Source organism: Sphingomonas sp. CCH9-E2 (genome assembly GCF_001557215.1).
GTDB lineage: Bacteria > Pseudomonadota > Alphaproteobacteria > Sphingomonadales > Sphingomonadaceae > Sphingomonas.
The window spans coordinates 1-19,300 of sequence record NZ_LSJM01000072.1 but is presented as its reverse complement, the minus strand read 5'-3'; the positions used below and the strand labels follow the sequence as shown (position 1 = coordinate 19,300).

Here is a 19,300-nt window from a genome sequence, read left to right as displayed (position 1 = left end):
CTCCCGCACAGCGCGCGCCACCCCTCGATCCGCCTCGCCTTTGAAGCCGTCGCCGAAGCCGCCGCGCTCGCCAGCACCGAAAAGGCCGCCTGATGGATCACGGTGCCGCGCACAGCTTCGTCGCCGAAAGCGCCCCGCTGCTCGGCTTCGCGCTGCTGTTCGTCCTGATCTTCCGCCGCATGGGGCTGGGCGCGACGCTCGGCTATCTCGTCGCCGGCGCACTGGTGGGTCCGCAAGTGCTCGGCCTCGTCGGCGGCGCAGAAAGCAAGATGGGCATCGCCGAATTCGGCATCGCGCTGCTGCTGTTCCTCGTCGGCCTCGAACTCAGCCCGTCGCGGCTGTGGCGGATGAAGCGCGACATTTTCGGCTTCGGCCTGCTGCAGGTCGTGCTGTGCGGCGTCGCACTCAGCCTGGTGATCGGATACGGCGCGAACTTCTCGCTCTCCGCCGCACTCGCGCTCGGCCTCCCGCTCGCTCTGTCCTCGACCGCGCAGGTGCTCCCGATGCTCCAAAGCGCAGGCCGCCTGCGCACCCCGTTCGGCGAGCGCGCCTTCTCGACCCTGTTGTTCCAGGACATCTCGATCGTCCCGCTGATCACGATCATCGCGATCCTCAGCCGCAATCCGGCGGATGCGGAAGGGCCTCCCGGCTGGCTGCTCGCCATCTACACCGTCGCCGCGATCACCGGGCTGGTGCTCGCCGGTCGCTATCTGCTCCGCCCGCTGTTCCGCTTGATCGGCAATTGGGGCGAGCGTGAGCTGTTCGTGTTCGCCGGCCTGTTCACCGTGGTCGGCGCCGCCGCGCTGATGCAGTCGATCGGCCTGTCGACCGCGCTCGGCGCATTCATCGCCGGCGTGATGCTCGCCGACAGCCCGTACCGGCACGAGATCGAGGCCGATATCGAGCCGTTCCGCTCGATCCTGCTCGGTCTGTTCTTCCTCTCGGTCGGCATGATGCTCGACCTCAACGCCATTGCCGAGCGCCCGGTGTTCGTCCTCGGCATGGCCGCCGCGCTGATCGTCACCAAGACGATCGTCATCACTGGCCTCGCCATGGCCTTCCGCATGCCGTGGCGTCAGGCGCTCGCGCTCGGCCTGCTGCTCAGCCAGGGCGGCGAATTCGGCTTCGTCCTGTTTGCGCAGGCGCAGAACGCGCTGCTGATCGCACCCGAAGCGGTCAGCGTGTTCAGCGCGGTCGTGACCCTCTCGATGGCCACCACCCCGTTCCTGATGATGTTCACCCGCCGCTTCCGCGCCGAGGACAGCGAACCGACCGGCGAGCGCGAAGGTCCGGTCGCCGATGGCTCGAACGCGCTGATCGTGGGCTATGGCCGCTTCGGCCAGACGGTCGGCCAGATGCTGAATGCACAGGGCATCGCCGTGACGCTGATCGATACCGATATCGAGATGATCGACATCGCCGGCCAGTTCGGTGCGAAGGTCTATTATGGCGATGGCACGCGCATCGACATGCTGCGCCAGGCGGGGGCGGGGGAGGCGCAGCTGATCCTCTTCTGCCTCGACGGCGACAAGATCGAACCGGAACTGGTCGAGGCCGTCCACGAATCCTTCCCCAACGCATCGATCTTCGTGCGCGCCTATGACCGCCGCGCGCTGCTCAAATTGCGCGACACCCCGGCGAGCGGCGTGGTGCGCGAGGTGCTCGAATCCGCCATCGTCATGGCGCGCAAGGCGATGGACGCGGTCGGCGTCGATATCGAGGAGATCGACCGCACCGAAGACCTCTACCGCCGCCGCGATCGCGAACGGCTGCGCATCCAGCACGAAGCCGGTAGCCTGACTGCGGCGCGGGAGGCGATCATCGCCGACCCCGACCTCGACTGGCGCCCCGGTCGGCGCGACGCCCCCGATCCGCTGGAGCCCAAGCCGTCCACCGGGAGCGAGTGCGGATGAACGCGCTGGTCGCCCTCGCCGCGCTGTCCGGCGCCATCGCGATCGGCGCAGGCGCATTCGGCGCGCATGGTGCGGAGGGCAAGGCCGCGGAGTGGTTGCGCACCGGTGCGACCTATCAGCTGATCCATGTCGTCGCCGCGCTGGTCGCGGTGCAGATGGGCGCACGAAGCGCGGGCTGGCTGTTCGTCGCCGGGGCCGCGATCTTCGCCTTCACGCTCTACGCCATGGCCTTCGGCGCACCGCGCTGGCTGGGCGCGATCACGCCAATCGGCGGCACCGCGCTGATCATCGGCTGGCTGTGGCTGGCATGGCACGCACTGCGGGGCGGGTAGTGACTGACGCGCCGTGGACATGGCTAGTTGCGGTTCTGACCGGGGCCGCGATGATACTGACCCCTTGGATAGGGTTTCTCGCGCCACAGCCTACCGTTTATCTCATTCTATTCGCCTTAGGCGCAGGTGTCGTGACTCCATTGGTGCTGCTCCGCGCACCGATCGAACGTGTTGCAGGCGCTGGGCTGGCACTGATCGGCCTGTTGCCCGCACTCTTTCTCAGTGAGGTTCTGGCACATCTGACCTTTGGTGGGTGCCTGCAATAGCATGCGCACGCGGCTAAGCGTCTGTCGCCGCAAGCGACGCTTTGCGGGCGCAAACGACGCTAAAGCCGCAGCGCTGGCCGCGACGATCACCCTGCGCCCCTATCGCTGCGACCGCTGCTTCGGCTTTCACCTGACCGGGCGGACCAAGGGCAAGCGGGTGCTGTAGCGGAGGCGGGGGAAACTCAATCCTCCCCCGCAAGGGGGAGGTGGCGCCGAAGGCGACGGAGGGGGAGGGCGGCGATGTCCTCTGCACTCAAGCCGATACCCTTCCTCCCCCTCCGTCAGCTGCGCTGCCACCTCCCCCTGGCGAGGAAGGATGAATCAACCCGCCGCCCGCAGTTCCGCCCCGGCATCCCGGATCGCCGCCAGCGGCTGCGGCCGCCCCAGCAGATATCCCTGGATCAAATCGATCCCCAGCGCGCGTAGCACGGCCAACTCATCCTCACGCTCGACCCCCTCGGCGATCAGCCGGCTGCCGGTGTCGCGGGCGAACATCATCAGCCCGGCGGCCAGCGCGCGGCGGCCCGGATCATGCTGAATGTCCTCGATCAGGAAGCGGTCGAGCTTCACCAGATCGGGGCGCATCTGGATGATCTGCTGCAGCCCGCTATAGCCCGATCCGGCATCGTCGACCGCGATCTTCAGCCCCTCGGCGCGCAGCGGCGCAAGCCGGTCGAGCAACGTGCACACGTCTGAAACGCGATCATGTTCGGTGACTTCCACCACGACTCGGTCCAGCGGCGCGCGGCGCAGGATCGCGAGCAGATCGGGCGACATCGCGGTTGCAGGGCTGGCATTGACCGACAGATAGGCATGGTCGGGGAGCTGCGACAGGCCTTGCAGCGCGCGGTCGATCGCGAACAGCTCGAACGCCTCGCCCAGCCCGACCAGCGCCGCCTGGGTGAACCATTTGTCCGGCGAGCGATACGGCTCGACCGTGATCCGCGCCAGCGCCTCGTAGCCGGCCGGCCGCCCCTGGGAGAGGCTGAAGATCGGCTGATAGTGAATGTCCATCAGCCCTTCGGCCATGACCTGCTCGATTGCGCTGCGCGACGCTGCCGCTTCCTCGCGATTGCCCAGATCGCGCTCGATCTCGAACGCGGCCAGATCGGCAAAGGCGCGCATCATGCCAAGGTCCCGGGGGTTCAGCGTGGGACTCGCAAAGGGGCCAAGGCAGCAGAACATGCCATAGGTGCGTCCGTCCGACAGGCGGATCGGCACGCTGACATGCGCGCCGATCGGCACGGCAGCCGTGATCGGCATGGCGGCGGCAATCGGCTCGACGGCGGTATCGGGGATCAGCTCGGGCAACCGCCCCGCCAGGATGTGGCGGCAATAGACATCGTCGAGCGAATGGACGTCGCCCGCCTTGGCCAGATGCTCCAGCCCCGGCGCGTCGACCACGCGAAACACCGAATCATTGCCGACGAACTCGGAGACATAGGCGACCTGCAGCCCCAGATGCGCGCGCACCGCCTGCAACGCGCGGGCGATGATCGCATCCGAACTGCCGGTGCTGCTGGCTGACGCAATAATCTCGCGCAGCGCCGTCGCGCCCAGCGTCTCGCCGTCAACCGTCATCTCGCCTCCAACCTGTCGAACCATCACATGCGTAGTTCTACAGGGGGGAGTGTGAAGATTCGGTCAGCGCGTCTCCAAAATCCGCGTCACCGCGCCGACCGTTACGGGATGATATCCCGGCTTCGCCTTCTCGAAGATCCGCTGCGCGATCGGGGTGCCCCAGTCACCCTGTGCCTTCAGCCCGCGATAGAGCGGCGTGACCAGCAGGTTGCGACCGACGCGTGTCAAATACTCTTCCAGCGCCGGGATCACCGGCGCGTACCGGTTGGCGATCGCCAGATCGAACCAGGCCGACTGGACATAGGCGTTTTTCGAGCTGGTCAGCTTAAGCGCCGCGTCCAGCTCGGCCAGCCGCGCCGCGCTCTGCTGGCGCGGCAGCCCGCCCAGCAACCGCTGCCATTGCTGCGTCTGCCAGCCCGCCGTGTCGATCGCCGAAGCCGGCCCGCCCGCATTGAACGCGGCGAGCTGCGCATCGACCTTGGCCAGCGTATCCGACTTCACCTGCACCGCGTTGGGCGGCACACCCGGCTGATAGACCCAGCGGTCGAGCTGGAGTTTCGAGTCCAGCGCCTTGTCGCCCTTGATCAGATGCTTGCGGATATCGGCCAGGAACCCCGCACTGGTCTGCGGTTGGAAGGCGTGCCGGTCGAAATAGCCGCGCAGGTATGCGTCGAACCGCTTCCGCCCGACCGCATATTCGATGGTCCGCAGGAAGGTGCTGCCCTTCAGATAATCCAGCTGCCCCGCGCTGTCGCCCGGCTCGCCATGCAATCGCGTCGACGGCGCGCTGTCGCCGCCGGCATTCTTCACGTCGCGCAGCATCCCGGCATAGTCGAGGTCCGAATAGATCGCGGCGCGCTCCTTGCCGTACAGCGCCTCCATGATCCGGTTCTCGAAATAGGTGGTGAAGCCCTCGTTCAACCAGCCGTCCGACCAGGTCGCGTTGGTGACCAGATTGCCCGACCAGCTATGCGCCAGCTCATGCGCCAGCACATCGGTGTTCGACCGGTCGCCGGTGATGATCGTGGGGGTGAAGAAGGTGAGATTGGGGTTTTCCATCCCGCCATAGGGGAAGGAGGGGGGCAGGACGAGCATGTCGTAGCGGCCCCAGCGATAGGGGCCGTACAGCGCCTGCGCCGCGTCGATCATCTTTTCGACATCGGCGAATTCGGACACGGCGGCGTCGATCATCCCGGCCTCGGCCCATACCCCGGTGCGCGGGCCGATTTCCTTGAACTTCAGGTCTCCGACCGCGATCGCGATCAGATAGGGCGGCACCGGATTGTCCATCTTGAACCGGAATTTCCGCCGCTGGTGCGGCAGCAGTGCGCCGGTCGCGCCGTCCAGCATCTGCGCGCTCATCACCGGCACGAAGCCGTCGGGCACGGTCACCGTCGCGGCCCAGGTCTGGCGGATGCCGGGGCTGTCCTGCGTCGGGATCCAGCTGCGGTTGTTGATCGCCTGCCCCTGGCTGAACAGGAAGGGCAGGGTCTTGCTCTGCGTCTGCGCGGGCGTCAGCCATTGCAGCGCGCGCGCGCCGGGGCTGGCGCTATAGGCGATGCGGATCTTCTTCGCGCCGTTGAGCTGAATGGTCAGCGGGCTGCCCAGCTCCGGGTCCTTCGGGCCGACCGTGTGCGGCAGCTTGACGCGCTTTTCGTCGCTTACCTCGGTGATCGTGAGGTCGAGCGTATCGAGCACGATCTCCTTCGCACCCTTGGCCGCCGCCACATCCAGCACCGCGACGCCGCTGATCGTCTTGCTTGCAAAATCGATGTGCAGGTCGAGGTCGACATGCGTCACCCGCGCTTCGGCGGGGCGGGCATAGGTCCACACATCCTTCGCCTCGGGCGTGGCCAGCACCGGCGCGACCTTGGCGGTCTGGCCGTGGGCGAGGGCAGGGGCGGCGGAGGCGAGCAGCAACGCTGCGAGGGTCAGGATACGCATGGTCGCAACTGCTACGACCCGATTTCGTTCGGCACAAGCGCGGCGCTCATGCGTTGGGGCCATATCCCTGAAATCGAAGGAGAGATGCGATGAACACCACCATCGACAGCCCCAACCGCCTGATCGCCTCGGACCGCGTTGAAGGCACCAGCGTCTATGACGCCAGCGGCGAAAAGCTTGGCCATGTCGAACGCTTCATGGTCGACAAGGTCTCGGGCCGCGCCGAATATGCCGTGATGGCGTTTGGCGGCGTGCTCGGCATCGGCCACCGCCATTATCCCGTGCCGTGGCAGGCGCTGACCTATGACACCGACAAGGACGGCTATGTCGTATCGCTCAGCCGCGAAAAGCTCGAAAATGCGCCGAACTACGATCGCGAAGGTGAAGAGCCGACCTATGACCGCGCCTATGGCGAAGAGGTCTACGCCTATTACGGCGTTCCCGCGCTCTAATCGCGCGGCACGCGCCAGCGGCCGGTCTCCATCCACAGCAACAGCGGCTTGAGCGGCAGGATCCACACGATCCCCGTGAAGACGTAGAAAACCAACTGGATGAGGACCGGCCATTCGCCGACGATCCGCGACAGGCTCGCCACCGCGACGCACCAGATGATGATCAATGCAATGATCGCGAACGCCCCGGCGGGCTTGCGCCAGCTCGGGGTCATGCTGCGGCCTCGCCATGCGCGGCGGCTTCGGTGACCACGCCGTGCAGCGGCATGTCCCAGCTGTCGGTCGCCAGCGCCTCGACCTGCTGCACCGACCAGGCGATGCCGATCCGCCACGCATCGGGCAGCCGCTCGAACACCCGGTCATAATGGCCCGCGCCCTGGCCGAGCCGGTTCATCGCCGCGTCGAACGCCAGCAACGGGGTGAGCACGATATCGGGATCGCACTCGACGCCGCCGTCATCGGGCTGGCGCAGTCCCAGCGGCCCGTCGACCAGCGCATGCTCCGGCTCCCACGCAAAGAAGCGCACCGGCGACTCGCGGCTGGTAACATGCGGCAGCACGATCCGGCACCCGGCCTCCCGCGCGGCCCAGGCGATCGCGGTCGGATCGGCCTCGCTGCCCACCGGGATATAGGAAGAAACCGTCACCCCCGGCCCGAACCGCGCAAGCAGGGCAGCGGGCGGCTCGATCACGCCCCCGATGGTCATCGCGAACTCGTCACGCAGCGCGCGCATCCGGGCGCGCAGGGTCCGTTTGTCGTCAGCCATAATCGCGCTTCGCACCCTGCGAAGCCGCGGCCTCGCTGACCAAATCCGTTGGCGGGACCACCATGGGCCGTGTGCTTGAATATCCTCTGACGCCGTTTACGTCAGGTGGGGACCATGTGCCACAGACCAGGATCTGAGCAGGGACAGCCCCCATGGATGAAGAATCGCCTCAGGGATAATCGCTAAAGCTCGCACCGGGCAGTACCCGCCACCGCCAATTTAGGGGCGCAGAGCCGACGGATCAATGGGGATCGGGGTCGTTCGCCTCAAACAGCAGATCCAGGTTGCGCCGTCCGGGCAGGATGTTGACCACTTCGACACCCTCACCCACATAATGGAAGAAGATCAGATAGTTGTGGTGAACGATCGATCGAATGCCCGGCCGCAATTCGGGCCGCATCGTCCCCATCAACCCCGGCAACGCCGCCAATCGTCCGCAACGCGCCTCCAGCTTGGCCACAAAGGCAGTTGCGATCTCGCGATTGCCGCTTCGCTCGGCGATGCCCAGGGCAATCTCCACCAAATCCTGCCGGGCCGCGCTCGTGTAAGTCAGCGGTCGCATTTAGCGGTCTGCGCGATTGGCTTCCCATTCATCCAGCGCCGCCTCGACGGACTGACGCACGTCCTCGCGGCTATACTGGCCGCCGCGTTCGATCGAGGCATTGAGCGTATCCCGCAGCGCCTTCAGCTTGGATTCGCGCTCCTCGACCAGCCGCAGCCCTTCGCGAACGACTTCGCTTGCCGAGCCATAGCGGCCCGACTTGACGATGCCCTCGACAAAGCCTTCCCAGCGTTCACCGATTGATACGTTCATCGCATCACCCCTTCGCGAAGGAACCTACCTCAATAACAAAAACTGCGCAATTTTCGTTATTGCTCCAGCGCCGCCGCCACTGCCTCCAGCCGGTCCGCTAGATTGTCGAGCAGCACCGGCGACACGCCGCCCGGCGGGTTGCGCTCCGCCTCGTCAAGTTGGTCGGCCAGGATCAGCGCCAGGAACAGCATCGTCCGCTCGCCGCTGAGGCCACCCGACGCGCGCACCGCGGTGTCGGCGTGCTTCTCCAGCAACGCCCCGAGCCGCTCCAGATGCAGCTCCTCGCCATCGCGACAGGCGATGCTGTGGCTGCGTCCGGCGATGGTGAGGGTGACCTGACCCATCAGGCGTCGCCTTCCTGTTCGATCAGCGCATCCAGCGCAGCAATCGCCTGCTCGACCTTGCCGCGCAGCACCGCGTGCCGATGTTCCAGCCGTTCGGCGTCAAAGGCGCGGCGCGCAGCCGCAGCCTCGATCCGCGTAAGCGCGCGCTCGATCCGATCGAGCGCGGAGGGTTCCGCATCCGCCATGCCGGGTGGATAGGGACGCTTTACCCAAGTCGCAACCCCGCGCGGTTGACGACTGCGCCCGCGCGCCCCATTGGCACGCCAACTTCGATTCGCCGGGCCGTGGCGAGACTCAACGCGACGCGCGCAGGCCCGAAAGGGGATATGCCGTGACCATTTCATTCGCCGACCGCGCCAATGCCATCCGCGCCTTGTCGATGGACGCGGTGGAGGCCGCCAATTCGGGCCATCCCGGCATGCCGATGGGCATGGCCGATGTCGCGACGGTGCTGTTCAGCGACTATCTGAAGTACGATCCGACCGATCCCAAATGGGCCGACCGCGACCGCTTCGTGCTTTCGGCGGGCCATGGCTCGATGCTGATCTATGCGTTGCTGCACCTGACCGGTTACGCTCGCCCGACGCTCGACGACATCAAGAACTTCCGCAAGGTCGGCAGCCCGTGCGCCGGCCACCCCGAGAATTTCGAGCTGCCCGGCGTCGAATGCACCACCGGCCCGCTGGGTCAGGGCCTCGCCATGGCGGTCGGCATGGCGCTGGCCGAGCGTCACCTCAACGCCGTGTTCGACGACGGACTCGTCGACCACCGTACCTGGGTGATCGCGGGCGACGGCTGCCTGATGGAAGGCATCAACCACGAAGCGATCGGCCTTGCCGGGCACCTCAAGCTCGGTCGCCTGATCGTGCTGTGGGACGACAATGACATCACCATCGACGGCAAGGTGTCGCTGTCGTCGAGCGAGAATATCCCCGCCCGCTACGAAGCGACCGGCTGGCACGTCGTCGCCTGCGACGGCCATGATCCCGCCAGCATCGCCGCCGCGTTCGACGCCGCGCTCGCCGACCCGCGCCCCTCGCTGGTCCGCTGCAAGACCGTGATCGGCAAGGGAGCGCCGAACAAGGGCGGGACGAGCAAGGTCCACGGCTCGCCGCTCGGCGCCGACGAAGTCGCCGCTGCCCGCGCAGCGCTCGGCTGGACCCACGCCCCGTTCGAAATCCCAGCCGACATCGCCGCCGCCTGGCTGGACGCGGGCAAGCGCGCCGCTGCGCCGCATGCCGAGTGGAAGGCGCGCCTCGCCGCCCATGCCGACCGTGCCGAGTTCGAGCGCCGCATGGCGGGCGAGCTGCCCGCCTTCAACCTCGACAGCTACATCGCCGACCTGCTCACCAACCCGCCCAAGGTCGCGACGCGCAAGTCGAGCGAGATGGCGCTCGAGCCGCTGACCGAAAACCTGCCCGAGCTGATCGGCGGCTCGGCCGACCTGACGGGTTCGAACAACACCAAGACCAAGGCGACCGGTCCCCTGACGGCCGACAATTATGCCGGCCGCTATGTCTATTACGGCATCCGCGAATTCGGCATGGCCGCCGCGATGAACGGCATGGCGCTGCACGGCGGCATCATCCCCTATGGCGGCACCTTCCTCGTCTTCTCCGACTATGCGCGCGGCGCGATCCGCCTCTCGGCGCTCCAGCGCGCGCGCGTCGTCTATGTGATGACGCATGACAGCATCGGCTTGGGCGAAGACGGCCCGACCCACCAGCCGATCGAGCATCTGCAGAGCCTGCGCGCCATGCCCAACCTCAACGTCTGGCGTCCGTGTGACGCGGTCGAGACGGCTGCCGCCTGGGACCTGTCGCTGCGCAACGCTGATGGCCCTTCGATGCTGGTGCTCACCCGCCAGAACCTGCGCCCGTTGCTCGGTGCCGACCATGTCGGGCAGGTCGCCAAGGGTGCCTATCGCCTCCAGTCGGCACAGGGCGACCGCAAGGTCGTGCTGCTCGCCACCGGCTCGGAAGTCGAAATCGCCGCCGATATCCGTACCGCCCTTGAAGCTCAGGGCATCGGTGCCGATGTCGTGTCCATGCCCTGCACCGAGGCGTTCGACGCCCAGCCCGCGGCCTACCGTGCCGACATCCTGCCCGCCGACGCGCTGATCGTGTCGATCGAGGCTGGCAGCACCTTCGGGTGGCAGCGTTACACCGGCCTCAACGGCCTCAACTTCGGCATCGACGGTTTCGGCGCGTCGGGTCCGGCCGAAGACCTTTATCGCCATTTCGGGCTGACCGCAGACGCGATCGCCCCACAGATTATTGCACGGCTTGCCGCTTAAGGAGAGACGAATGACGAAGGTTGCGATCAACGGGTTCGGACGCATCGGACGCCTGGTGGCGCGCGCGATCCTGGAGCGCCCGGAAAGCGGTCTGGAACTGGTCACGATCAACGATCTGGCCGACGCCAAGTCGAACGCCTGGCTGTTCAGCCGCGACAGCGTGCATGGCCGCTATCCCGGCACCGTGAGCGCGGACGGCGATGACCTGATCATCGACGGCAAGCGGATCAAGGTGACCAAGGAGCGCGATCCCGCGAACCTGCCGCATGCCGCGAACGGCGTCGACCTCGTCCTCGAATGCACCGGCTTCTTCACCGACCGCGAAAGCGCACAGAAGCATATCGATGCGGGTGCAAAGAAGGTGCTGATCTCGGCCCCCGGCAAGAATGTCGACCTGACCGTCGTCTATGGCGTCAACCACGACAAGCTCGAGGCCGGCCACACGATCGTGTCGAACGCATCGTGCACCACCAACTGCCTCGCCCCGGTGGCGAAGGTGCTGAACGACAGCATCGGCATCGAACGTGGCCTGATGACCACGATCCACGCCTACACCAACGATCAGAAGATCCTCGACCAGATCCACTCGGACATGCGCCGCGCCCGCGCCGCTGCGATGAGCATGATCCCAACCACCACTGGCGCTGCCCGCGCGGTCGGCGAAGTGCTGCCCGAGCTCAAGGGCAAGCTCGACGGCTCGTCGGTCCGCGTCCCCGTGCCGGACGGCTCGCTGATCGACCTGACCTTCACGCCCAAGCGCGACACCACCAAGGAAGAGGTCAACGCGATCCTCAAGGCGGCGTCGGAAAGCGGCTCGCTGGTCGGCGTGCTCGCATTTAGCGACGAGCCTTTGGTGTCGATCGACATCGTCCACAACCCGGCCTCGTCGACCATCGACAGCCTCGAAACCGCGGTCATCGACGGCAAGCTGGTTCGCGTGGTCAGCTGGTACGACAATGAATGGGGCTTCTCGAACCGCATGGTCGACACCGCCAGCACCATGGCCAAGCTGGGCTGACAAGCTCCCCTCCCGCTCGCGGGAGGGGTTAGGGGAGGGTCTGTCATTCGGCGAGTTGCCGCAGTGACGCGCCCTCCCGCTTTCCTACAACATCCCGTTTCGGTTAGGGTCGAGGCATGACGCATCTTCGCCCATGTCCAGCCCCAAACAGCATCCCGAACCGTCAGCCTGACACGCGCATACACATGGCGAAAAACGTCAGACTTGTCAGGAACGGGTATTCCACTACCCGTTCAATCGGAGCGATCGCATGACCGGCCGCATCACCGGCATCGCCCGCCACGCCATCCCCAAGGGGCCGATGGAGACCATCGACCACGCCACCGTCACGCTGGAAGGCGGGATCGGCGGCGACTTTCGCGGCGCGATGAAGGGCAAGCCGTACAAGCGGCAGGTCAGCCTGATCGAAGCGAACGACTGGGACGCCGCGATGGCGCAGGTCGGGCATTCGCTTCCCTGGGAACAGCGTCGTGCCAATCTGCTGGTCGAGGATTTCGACCTGCCCCAGACCCCCGGCACCCGCATCCGCATCGGCGCGGACGTCGTGCTCGAAATCACCTGCGAAACCGAACCCTGTGAGCGGATGGAGGCGCTGGCCGATGGGCTTCGCGCCGCGCTCACGCCCGACTGGCGCGGCGGCGCTCTCACCAAAGTCATCACGCCCGGCACCATTGCCGTCGGCGACAGCATCAGGATCGAACCATGACGCGTGCATTCAAGACCCTTGACGATATGGGCGACATCACCGGCAAGCGGGTGCTGGTGCGCGAAGACCTGAATGTGCCGATGGCCGATGGCGCGGTGACCGACGACAATCGCTTCCGCGCGGCTGTCCAGACCGTCGCCGAACTCGCGGACCGGGGCGCAATCGTCCTGATCCTCGCCCATTTCGGCCGTCCTAAGGTGCCGAGCCCCGAACACTCGACCGCGCAGCTCGCCCGGCCGTTCAGCCAGGTCCTCGGTCGCGAGGTGCGCTATATCGACTGGGAGGGTGACGCGGAGTCGGTCGCGACGCTCCAGCCGGGCGATATCGGCCTGCTCGAAAACACCCGCTTCTTCGGCGGAGAGGAAAAGAACGACCCCGCGACGGTCGACCGCTTCGCCGCGCTCGGCGACCTCTACGTCAATGACGCCTTCTCCGCCGCGCACCGCGCCCATGCCTCGACCGAGGGGCTGGCGCACCGTCTGCCCGCATTCGCGGGACGCCAGATGGAGGCCGAACTCGACGCGCTCGACAAGGCCTTGGGCAACCCCGACCACCCCGTCGCGGCGGTCGTCGGCGGCGCCAAGGTCTCGACCAAGCTCGATGTGCTGAAAGCGATGGTCGGCAAGGTCGATCACCTGATCATCGGCGGCGGCATGGCCAACACCTTCCTCGCCGCACGTGGCGTCGATGTCGGCAAGTCGCTGTGCGAGCATGAACTGACCGGCACGGCCGAGGAAATCTTCGACGCCGCCGACCGGGCGAACTGCACCATCCATCTGCCCTATGACGTGGTGGTGTCGAAGGAATTCGCCGCCAACCCGCCGTCGCTGCGCACCTGCAACGTCCATGAGGTCGCCGCCGACGAGATGATCCTCGACATCGGCCCGGCGGCGAGCGAGGCGCTGGCGGACGTGCTCAAGAATTGCCGCACGTTGGTGTGGAACGGCCCGCTCGGTGCGTTCGAAACCAAGCCGTTCGACACCGCCACCATGGCGCTCGCCCACACCGTCGCCGCGCTGACCAAGGAAGGGTCGCTCGTCTCGGTCGCCGGGGGCGGGGACACCGTCGCCGCGCTCAACCAGGCGGGCGTCGCGGGCGAGATGAGCTTCGTCTCCACCGCCGGCGGCGCGTTCCTGGAGTGGATGGAGGGCAAGGAACTGCCGGGCGTGGCCGCGCTGACGCGCTGACGGCATTTTTTCGGTCGCTTGGCTATCGTTGTCAGGCTTTTCAGACCGTTGCCGCGCTGCAATAGGCCGCGCAACAAAGTGTCGGAACAGGGATGCCAGCGATGAACACCGCCGAAATGACCGCCAAGATTGCCGAAGGTAACGGCTTCATCGCCGCGCTCGATCAGTCCGGCGGTTCGACGCCCAAGGCGCTGGCCGGCTATGGCGTTTCCGAAGATGCCTGGGCGACCGAAGAGGAGATGTTCGGCCTGATCCACGCGATGCGCAGCCGCATCATCACCGCGCCGAGCTTCAGCGGCGAGAAGGTGATCGGCGCGATCCTGTTCGAACGCACGATGGACGGCCAGGTCGATGGCAAGCCGACCCCTGCCGCGCTGATCGAGCGCGGCGTCGTGCCGTTCATCAAGATCGACAAGGGCCTTGAGGCCGAGGAAAACGGCGTCCAGCTGATGAAGCCGATGCCCGATCTCGATGCGCTGCTGGTGAAAGCCAAGAACCTCGGTGTGTTCGGCACCAAGGAGCGCTCGGTCGTCAACCTCGCCAATGCCGAGGGCATCGCCGCGGTCGTCAAGCAGCAGTTCGAGATCGGCGCCCAGGTGCTCAGCCACGGCATGATGCCCATCATCGAGCCTGAGGTGAATATCAAGTCGCCCGAACGCGCGCAGGCCGACGCGATCCTGCGCGACGAGATTCTGAAGGCGCTCGACGCCCTGCCCGAGGGCCAGCAGGTGATGCTCAAGCTGTCGATCCCCGCGACCCCCGGCCTGTTCGACCCGCTGGTCGATCATCCCAAGGTGCTGCGCGTCGTCGCTTTGTCCGGCGGCTTCAAGCGCCCCGAGGCCTGTGCCGAACTGGCGAAGAACCGCGGCATGATCGCCAGCTTCAGCCGCGCGCTGCTCGAAGATCTGCGCCACGGCATGACCGACGCCGAATTCGACGCATCGCTGGGTGAGGCGATCGACGCGATCCACGCGGCATCGACGACCAAGGCAATGGCCACCGTCTGACGTTTCCGCTCGACCTTTGGCGGCCAAGGCAACACTCTGTCCCTGAACATCGCGATTCGGGGGCAATTTGAAGGTGTTGAAGCTGTTTGCGGCGGGGTTGTGCCTCGTCCTGATGCCGACCGGCGGAGCCAGTGCCGCCGACCGCGGCGATGCCAAGGTGGCGGCGGCCGGGGAGGCAGAAACCGCGCACCGCGAACTCGTCGCTTTTGGCGAATGGGTGCTGGCGCTCGACGGTGCCGTCACGCCGGCGATGAACGAGGTGCGGACGCTGGGTCCCGAATGGCAGGCGGCGACCAGCGGCGGCAATTTCGTGGCCGCTGAAGCGCGCTTCCTGCCCGTTCTCGCAAAGGTGAAGCGCGCGATCGTTGATGCCCGTCAGAAGCTCGCCGCGCTGCCAAGCCCCGACTTTCCGACGCTCCAACTGGCTCCGGAGGTCCAAACGGCGGCGGTGAAGGTCGAAATGGCGCGAACGCTCGATCAGCTCGACGCCGTGCTCGATTCCTTTCCCCCGGTGCTGCGAGCACTGGCCCGCAAGGATATCAAGGCAGCGGAGGGGGCGCTGACGCAACTGGTCGGTTCGGCGAAAACGCTGTTCCAGGCACAGGAAACCATGGCCGGTGTATGGATGGCGACGCTGGAAGCGGACGATCCGGGCCGCGAAGCCATGCGGTTCGAGCAGCTCTACTTCCGTTCGGCATCGCGCTTGATGACGGCGAACGGGCATGTTTCGCTCCGTCGGCGCGATCCGACATTTTCTGCTGATATGCTGCGCATCGCCGACGATATGGACAAGGTGATCGCCGCCGGAATGGCCTCGGTCGAGACGGGGCAAGCCAAGGCGATGGCGCTGACGCTGGAGACCGGGGCCGATGCCGAAGGGCGCAGCGCCAAGGCGATGCTCACCAAATCGCACACTGCGATCGGCATGTACCGCGACAGTTTCGCGATCGCCAAGCGGTACAGCGCCGCGATCCGCGCCGCGGGCAAGCGCGCCACCCAGACTCCGCTCACACTGAACGACCTCCAGTCGGTGATGCAGGTGTTGCGAACCACACGGGTCGAACTGGACGCCGTCCACACGCGGCAGGCGGAGGTCATCGCGGGCGCGCGTTGACGGGCTTCCCGTCTGCCGCGCCACGGCCTATCAGCGCGACATGATCGATGATGACGACCTGCCGCCGCTCGGCCCCGAATTCGCTGCACAGTTCAAGCGCGACGACAGCCGCCCGCCGTGCCAGCTGTACCTGATCTCGCCGCTCGACGTGGATGGCGCCTTTCCCGGCCGGCTCGCCCGCGCGCTCGACGCCGGGCCGGTCGCGGCGTTCCAGTTCCGCGTCAAGGACGTCGACCAGCATCAGGCGGCGCGGCTCGCCGAACCGCTGCTGCGCATCTGTGCCGACCGCGAGGTCGCGTTCATCGTCAATGACAGCATCAGCCTGGCCAAACGGCTGGGCGCGGATGGCGTGCATCTGGGGCAGGGCGATGGCGACCCGCGTGAGGCGCGCAGCGTGCTCGGCCCGGCGGCGCAGATCGGCGTGACCTGTCACGACAGCCGCCATCTAGCGATGGAGGCGGGAGAGGCCGGCGCGGATTATGTCGCGTTCGGCGCCTTTTACCCGACCACGACCAAGGCGACGACGCACCGTCCCGACCCCGCGATCCTGTCGTGGTGGACGACGGTGTTCGAGCTTCCCTGCGTCGCGATCGGCGGGATCACGCCGGACAATGCCGCGCCGCTGGTGAGCGCGGGAGCAGACTTCATCGCCGTGTCGGGTGCGGTATGGAATGGCGACGAAGCCGCAGCGGTGCGCGCGTTCGATGCCGTGCTCAACGCGGCGCGCTGATCGCAGGGGGACAGGCAGATGCTCGACCGGGTGTTCACGATCGTCGCCGGTCGCATCGCCGCGCTGGCGGGGCAGCCGGTGGCGTTCATCGTCGCGGTGCTGCTGATCGTCGGCTGGGGGCTGACCGGGCCGATATTCGGCTTTTCGGACACGTGGCAGCTGATCGTGAATACCTCCACGACCATCGTCACCTTCCTGATGGTGTTCCTGATCCAGAATTCGCAGAACCGCGACGCGGCGGCGCTGCAGGCCAAGCTTGACGAGCTGATCCGCGCAATCGAGGGGGCACGGAACGAGTTCATCGGCATCGAACATCGCAGCGATACCGAGATCGAGGCGATCCGCGCCGCGATCGAGGGCGAGGTGCGCGAAGACCCATCGGCGCATCCCGCCGCGACGGTTGATCGGCTGCGCAACCGCTATTGATGGAAACCGCGCCGGTGTTGCCTCGTTATCCCGCTGTAACGAGACGGAGAATGCGTGTGCGTAAGGGTGTGGCAGGATTGATCGCGGCGATGGCAATCGCGTCGGGTGGCGCGGTGGCGGTGCAGGCGCAGAACGCGGCGAGCCAGCCGGCGGCACTGGCCAGGCCAGCGCTGAGCCGCGACATCCTGCATGTTCAGGCGATCCTGGACCAGCTCGGCTTTCCGCCCGGTCCGCTCGACGGGCGCGAGGGGCAGGGGTTGACCGCGGCGCTGAAGGCGTTTCAGATCACGCGCCAGATCCCGGTGACCGGCAAGACCGATGCGCGCACGCTGCAGGCGCTCCACGCACACCGCGCGATCCGCCCGACGCGGATCGTGCGCCTGACGCCGGAGATGCTGGCAGGTCCCTTCATCCGCCCGTGGCCACGCGACCCGCAGGCGCAGGCGAAGCTGAAGACGATGGGCTATCGCAGCGCGCTCGAGAAGCTGGCGGAGATGTTCCACACGACACCACAGGTGCTGATCGAACTCAACAGCGCCGACACGCGGCTGGCAGTCGGCGTGCCGGTGGAGGTGCCGAATGCGATCCCCGCGTCGCGCGACTATCCCGCCGACATCAAGCCGGAGTGGCGGCGCACGCTGACCGATCTCAACGTCAACGCAGTGCAGCCCAAGGCAGCGCGCATCGTGGTCGACAAATCGGACAAGGTGCTGCGCGTGTTCGATGCCAAGGGCATGCTCGCGGCGCAGTTCAACGTGACGACGGGGAGCAAGCGCGATCCGCTGCCGATCGGCAGCTGGAAGATCAATGGCGTCGCGACCAACCCCGACTTCCACTATAATCCCAAGCTGTTCTGGGACGTCAGCGACAAGAAGCCCGACGCGCTGCTGCCGCCCGGTCCGAACAGCCCGGTCGGCGTGGTGTGGATCGACCTGAGCAAGGAGCATTACGGCATCCATGGCACGCCCGAACCGCATCTGATCGGGCGGAGCGAGAGCCATGGCTGTATCCGTCTGACAAACTGGGACGCGGCGCGGCTGGCGCTGATGGTGTCACCGGGCACGCCGGTGATCTTCCAGGAATGAGCCGGCTGCGGATCGTTCTGTGGGTGCTCGGCGGTTGCGCGGTCGCGCTGATCGCCTTCCTCGCGGCGACGATCCGCGTGGTCGAGCCGAGCACCGCCAGCGCGCAGCTGACGCCGGTTGCTTCACGAACGGCGCAGGCCCCGCATCGCGGAGCGCTGATCGTACCGGTGCGGGGCGTGCGCGTTGAAACGCTGCGCAGCAACTGGGGTGAAGCGCGCGGCGGTGGTACGCGGGCGCATGAGGGACTCGATATCATCGCCCCCGCCAACAGCCCGGTAATCGCGGCTGCGGACGGGCGGGTGGAGAAGCTGTTCTACTCGAACGGCGGCGGGGGTATCACGCTCTACCAGCGCTCCACCGATGGCGCGTGGATCTATTATTACGCCCATCTCGCGGGTTATGCGCCGGGGATCGCAGAGGGCAGGGTGCTGCGGGCCGGGGATGTGCTCGGCTATGTCGGCGACACCGGCAATTCGGGCGCGGGCAACTTTCATCTGCATTTCGGCGTCAACCGCATGGCTGCGGGCGAGCGGTGGCATCAAGGGACGCCGATCGACCCCTATCCGCTGCTTGCCGGATCGCGCGTAGATCGCTAAGGGCCGCCGCCTGTCTTTCTCAGCACTGTAGGCGATCCCCATGAAGATCAGCGGCGTGGACATCCGTCCCGGCAACATCATCGAATATGAAGGCGGCATCTGGCGCGCGGTGAAGATCCAGCACACCCAGCCGGGCAAGGGCGGCGCCTATATGCAGGTGGAGATGAAGAATCTCCGCGACGGCCGCAAGAACAACGTCCGTTTCCGCTCGGCCGAGACGGTCGAACGCATCCGCCTCGACACCAAGGATTTCCAGTTCCTCTACCCGGAAGGCGACTCGCTCGTGTTCATGGACAAGGAAACCTACGACCAGACCACGCTGCCCCGCGACCTTCTCGGCGACGCGGCGGCCTTCCTGCAGGACGGCATGGACGTCGTCATGGAGCTGTATGAGGACGAGGCGATCAGCGTCCAACTGCCCGACACGATCGAAGCGACGATCGTCGAGGCCGACGCTGTGGTGAAGGGCCAGACGGCATCGTCGTCCTACAAGCCCGCGATCCTCGACAATGGCGTGCGCATCATGGTCCCACCGCACATCGCCAGCGGCACGCGCATCGTGGTCGATGTGTACGAGCAGACCTACGTCCGCCGGGCGGACTGATAAGACTCCCTCTCCCTTTCGGGGGAGAGGGTCGGGGAGAGGGGCCTGTTTTTTTTGGGGCCGCCTCCCATTCATTCCCCTCTCCCAACCCTCTCCCCTGAAGGGGAGAGGGCTATAGG

At 66.5% G+C, this 19,300-nt stretch carries 23 protein-coding genes; 15 read left to right on the top strand and 8 right to left on the bottom strand.

Annotated elements, in window-relative coordinates; translation table 11 throughout:
- Positions 1-92: 92 nt before the first annotated feature.
- The 3 genes from AX681_RS04125 (at position 93) to AX681_RS22330 (ending at position 2,677) form a co-directional block, all read left to right on the top strand.
- The gene (locus tag AX681_RS04125; protein WP_082737891.1) at positions 93-1,913 is read left to right on the top strand and encodes a monovalent cation:proton antiporter-2 (CPA2) family protein; all 1,821 of its coding nucleotides are present in this window, start codon (positions 93-95) and stop codon (positions 1,911-1,913) included.
- Entirely contained in the window at positions 1,910-2,245 is a 336-nt protein-coding gene (locus AX681_RS04120) for a DUF423 domain-containing protein (RefSeq protein ID WP_066658462.1), read from the top strand. Before AX681_RS04125 ends, AX681_RS04120 begins: the two co-directional genes overlap by 4 nt.
- 267 nt (positions 2,246-2,512) lie before the next feature.
- Positions 2,513-2,677: a hypothetical protein gene (locus AX681_RS22330; RefSeq protein ID WP_197421845.1), complete on the top strand. Its 165-nt coding sequence runs from the start codon at positions 2,513-2,515 to the stop codon at positions 2,675-2,677.
- Between the two features lie 155 nt (positions 2,678-2,832).
- Here the strand turns inward: AX681_RS22330 and AX681_RS04115 are convergent, their stop codons facing one another.
- Positions 2,833-4,092: a sensor domain-containing phosphodiesterase gene (locus AX681_RS04115; protein ID WP_066656902.1), complete on the bottom strand. Its 1,260-nt coding sequence runs from the start codon at positions 4,090-4,092 to the stop codon at positions 2,833-2,835.
- 63 nt (positions 4,093-4,155) lie between these two features.
- Positions 4,156-6,036: a M1 family metallopeptidase gene (locus tag AX681_RS04110; protein ID WP_066656904.1), complete on the bottom strand. Its 1,881-nt coding sequence runs from the start codon at positions 6,034-6,036 to the stop codon at positions 4,156-4,158.
- Between the two features lie 89 nt (positions 6,037-6,125).
- Here AX681_RS04110 and AX681_RS04105 point away from each other — a divergent pair, with 89 nt between their 5' ends.
- The gene (locus tag AX681_RS04105) at positions 6,126-6,488 is read left to right on the top strand and encodes a PRC-barrel domain-containing protein (protein WP_066656907.1); all 363 of its coding nucleotides are present in this window, start codon (positions 6,126-6,128) and stop codon (positions 6,486-6,488) included.
- On the opposite strand, the gene AX681_RS04100 is transcribed toward AX681_RS04105, so the two are convergent.
- The 6 genes from AX681_RS04100 to AX681_RS04075 all read right to left on the bottom strand — a co-directional run bounded on the left by AX681_RS04100 (position 6,485) and on the right by AX681_RS04075 (position 8,597).
- Positions 6,485-6,703, bottom strand: coding sequence for a DUF2842 domain-containing protein (locus AX681_RS04100; protein WP_066656909.1), 219 nt, complete (start codon positions 6,701-6,703; stop codon positions 6,485-6,487). The genes AX681_RS04105 and AX681_RS04100 overlap by 4 nt on opposite strands.
- Positions 6,700-7,254, bottom strand: coding sequence for a 5-formyltetrahydrofolate cyclo-ligase (locus AX681_RS04095; protein WP_066656911.1), 555 nt, complete (start codon positions 7,252-7,254; stop codon positions 6,700-6,702). Before AX681_RS04095 ends, AX681_RS04100 begins: the two co-directional genes overlap by 4 nt.
- A gap of 241 nt (positions 7,255-7,495) precedes the next feature.
- Positions 7,496-7,816: a type II toxin-antitoxin system RelE/ParE family toxin gene (locus AX681_RS04090; RefSeq protein WP_066656913.1), complete on the bottom strand. Its 321-nt coding sequence runs from the start codon at positions 7,814-7,816 to the stop codon at positions 7,496-7,498.
- Positions 7,817-8,068 carry a type II toxin-antitoxin system ParD family antitoxin gene (locus tag AX681_RS04085; RefSeq protein WP_066656917.1) on the bottom strand — a complete coding sequence of 84 codons (252 nt, stop codon included), beginning with the start codon at positions 8,066-8,068 and terminating at the stop codon, positions 7,817-7,819.
- A gap of 56 nt (positions 8,069-8,124) precedes the next feature.
- Positions 8,125-8,412, bottom strand: a complete 288-nt coding sequence (locus AX681_RS04080; RefSeq protein WP_066656919.1) for a cell division protein ZapA — start codon at positions 8,410-8,412, stop codon at positions 8,125-8,127.
- Positions 8,412-8,597, bottom strand: coding sequence for a hypothetical protein (locus AX681_RS04075; RefSeq protein WP_066656921.1), 186 nt, complete (start codon positions 8,595-8,597; stop codon positions 8,412-8,414). The genes AX681_RS04080 and AX681_RS04075 overlap by 1 nt, the downstream gene beginning before the upstream one ends.
- Positions 8,598-8,743: 146 nt before the next feature.
- On the opposite strand from AX681_RS04075, the gene tkt reads away from it, so the two are divergent.
- The 11 genes from tkt (at position 8,744) to efp (ending at position 19,181) form a co-directional block, all read left to right on the top strand.
- Positions 8,744-10,708 carry a transketolase gene (tkt, locus tag AX681_RS04070; RefSeq protein ID WP_066656923.1) on the top strand — a complete coding sequence of 655 codons (1,965 nt, stop codon included), beginning with the start codon at positions 8,744-8,746 and terminating at the stop codon, positions 10,706-10,708.
- 10 nt (positions 10,709-10,718) lie between these two features.
- Entirely contained in the window at positions 10,719-11,726 is a 1,008-nt protein-coding gene (gap, locus tag AX681_RS04065) for a type I glyceraldehyde-3-phosphate dehydrogenase (protein WP_066656938.1), read from the top strand.
- 250 nt (positions 11,727-11,976) lie between these two features.
- Positions 11,977-12,432: an MOSC domain-containing protein gene (locus tag AX681_RS04060; RefSeq protein WP_066656941.1), complete on the top strand. Its 456-nt coding sequence runs from the start codon at positions 11,977-11,979 to the stop codon at positions 12,430-12,432.
- The gene (locus AX681_RS04055) at positions 12,429-13,619 is read left to right on the top strand and encodes a phosphoglycerate kinase (RefSeq protein WP_066656942.1); all 1,191 of its coding nucleotides are present in this window, start codon (positions 12,429-12,431) and stop codon (positions 13,617-13,619) included. The genes AX681_RS04060 and AX681_RS04055 overlap by 4 nt, the downstream gene beginning before the upstream one ends.
- 101 nt (positions 13,620-13,720) lie before the next feature.
- Positions 13,721-14,626, top strand: coding sequence for a fructose bisphosphate aldolase (locus AX681_RS04050; RefSeq protein ID WP_066656949.1), 906 nt, complete (start codon positions 13,721-13,723; stop codon positions 14,624-14,626).
- Positions 14,627-14,699: 73 nt separating this feature from the next.
- On the top strand, positions 14,700-15,740 hold the full coding sequence (locus AX681_RS04045; protein ID WP_156442599.1) for a hypothetical protein: 1,041 nt from the start codon (positions 14,700-14,702) through the stop codon (positions 15,738-15,740).
- Positions 15,741-15,780: 40 nt separating this feature from the next.
- Complete coding sequence (gene thiE / locus AX681_RS04040; RefSeq protein WP_066681857.1) at positions 15,781-16,470, top strand: thiamine phosphate synthase; 690 nt, start codon at positions 15,781-15,783, stop codon at positions 16,468-16,470.
- Positions 16,471-16,488: 18 nt separating this feature from the next.
- The gene (locus AX681_RS04035; protein ID WP_066663159.1) at positions 16,489-16,896 is read left to right on the top strand and encodes a low affinity iron permease family protein; all 408 of its coding nucleotides are present in this window, start codon (positions 16,489-16,491) and stop codon (positions 16,894-16,896) included.
- A 50-nt stretch (positions 16,897-16,946) separates the two neighbouring features.
- Complete coding sequence (locus AX681_RS04030; RefSeq protein ID WP_197422015.1) at positions 16,947-17,981, top strand: L,D-transpeptidase family protein; 1,035 nt, start codon at positions 16,947-16,949, stop codon at positions 17,979-17,981.
- Positions 17,978-18,577 (top strand): M23 family metallopeptidase, encoded by a 600-nt coding sequence (locus tag AX681_RS04025; RefSeq protein ID WP_066663165.1) that lies wholly within the window; start codon positions 17,978-17,980, stop codon positions 18,575-18,577. Before AX681_RS04030 ends, AX681_RS04025 begins: the two co-directional genes overlap by 4 nt.
- A 40-nt stretch (positions 18,578-18,617) precedes the next feature.
- A complete protein-coding gene (efp, locus tag AX681_RS04020; protein WP_066663168.1) occupies positions 18,618-19,181 on the top strand; it encodes an elongation factor P in 564 nt (187 codons plus the stop codon).
- The last annotated feature ends 119 nt before the right edge of the window (positions 19,182-19,300 follow it).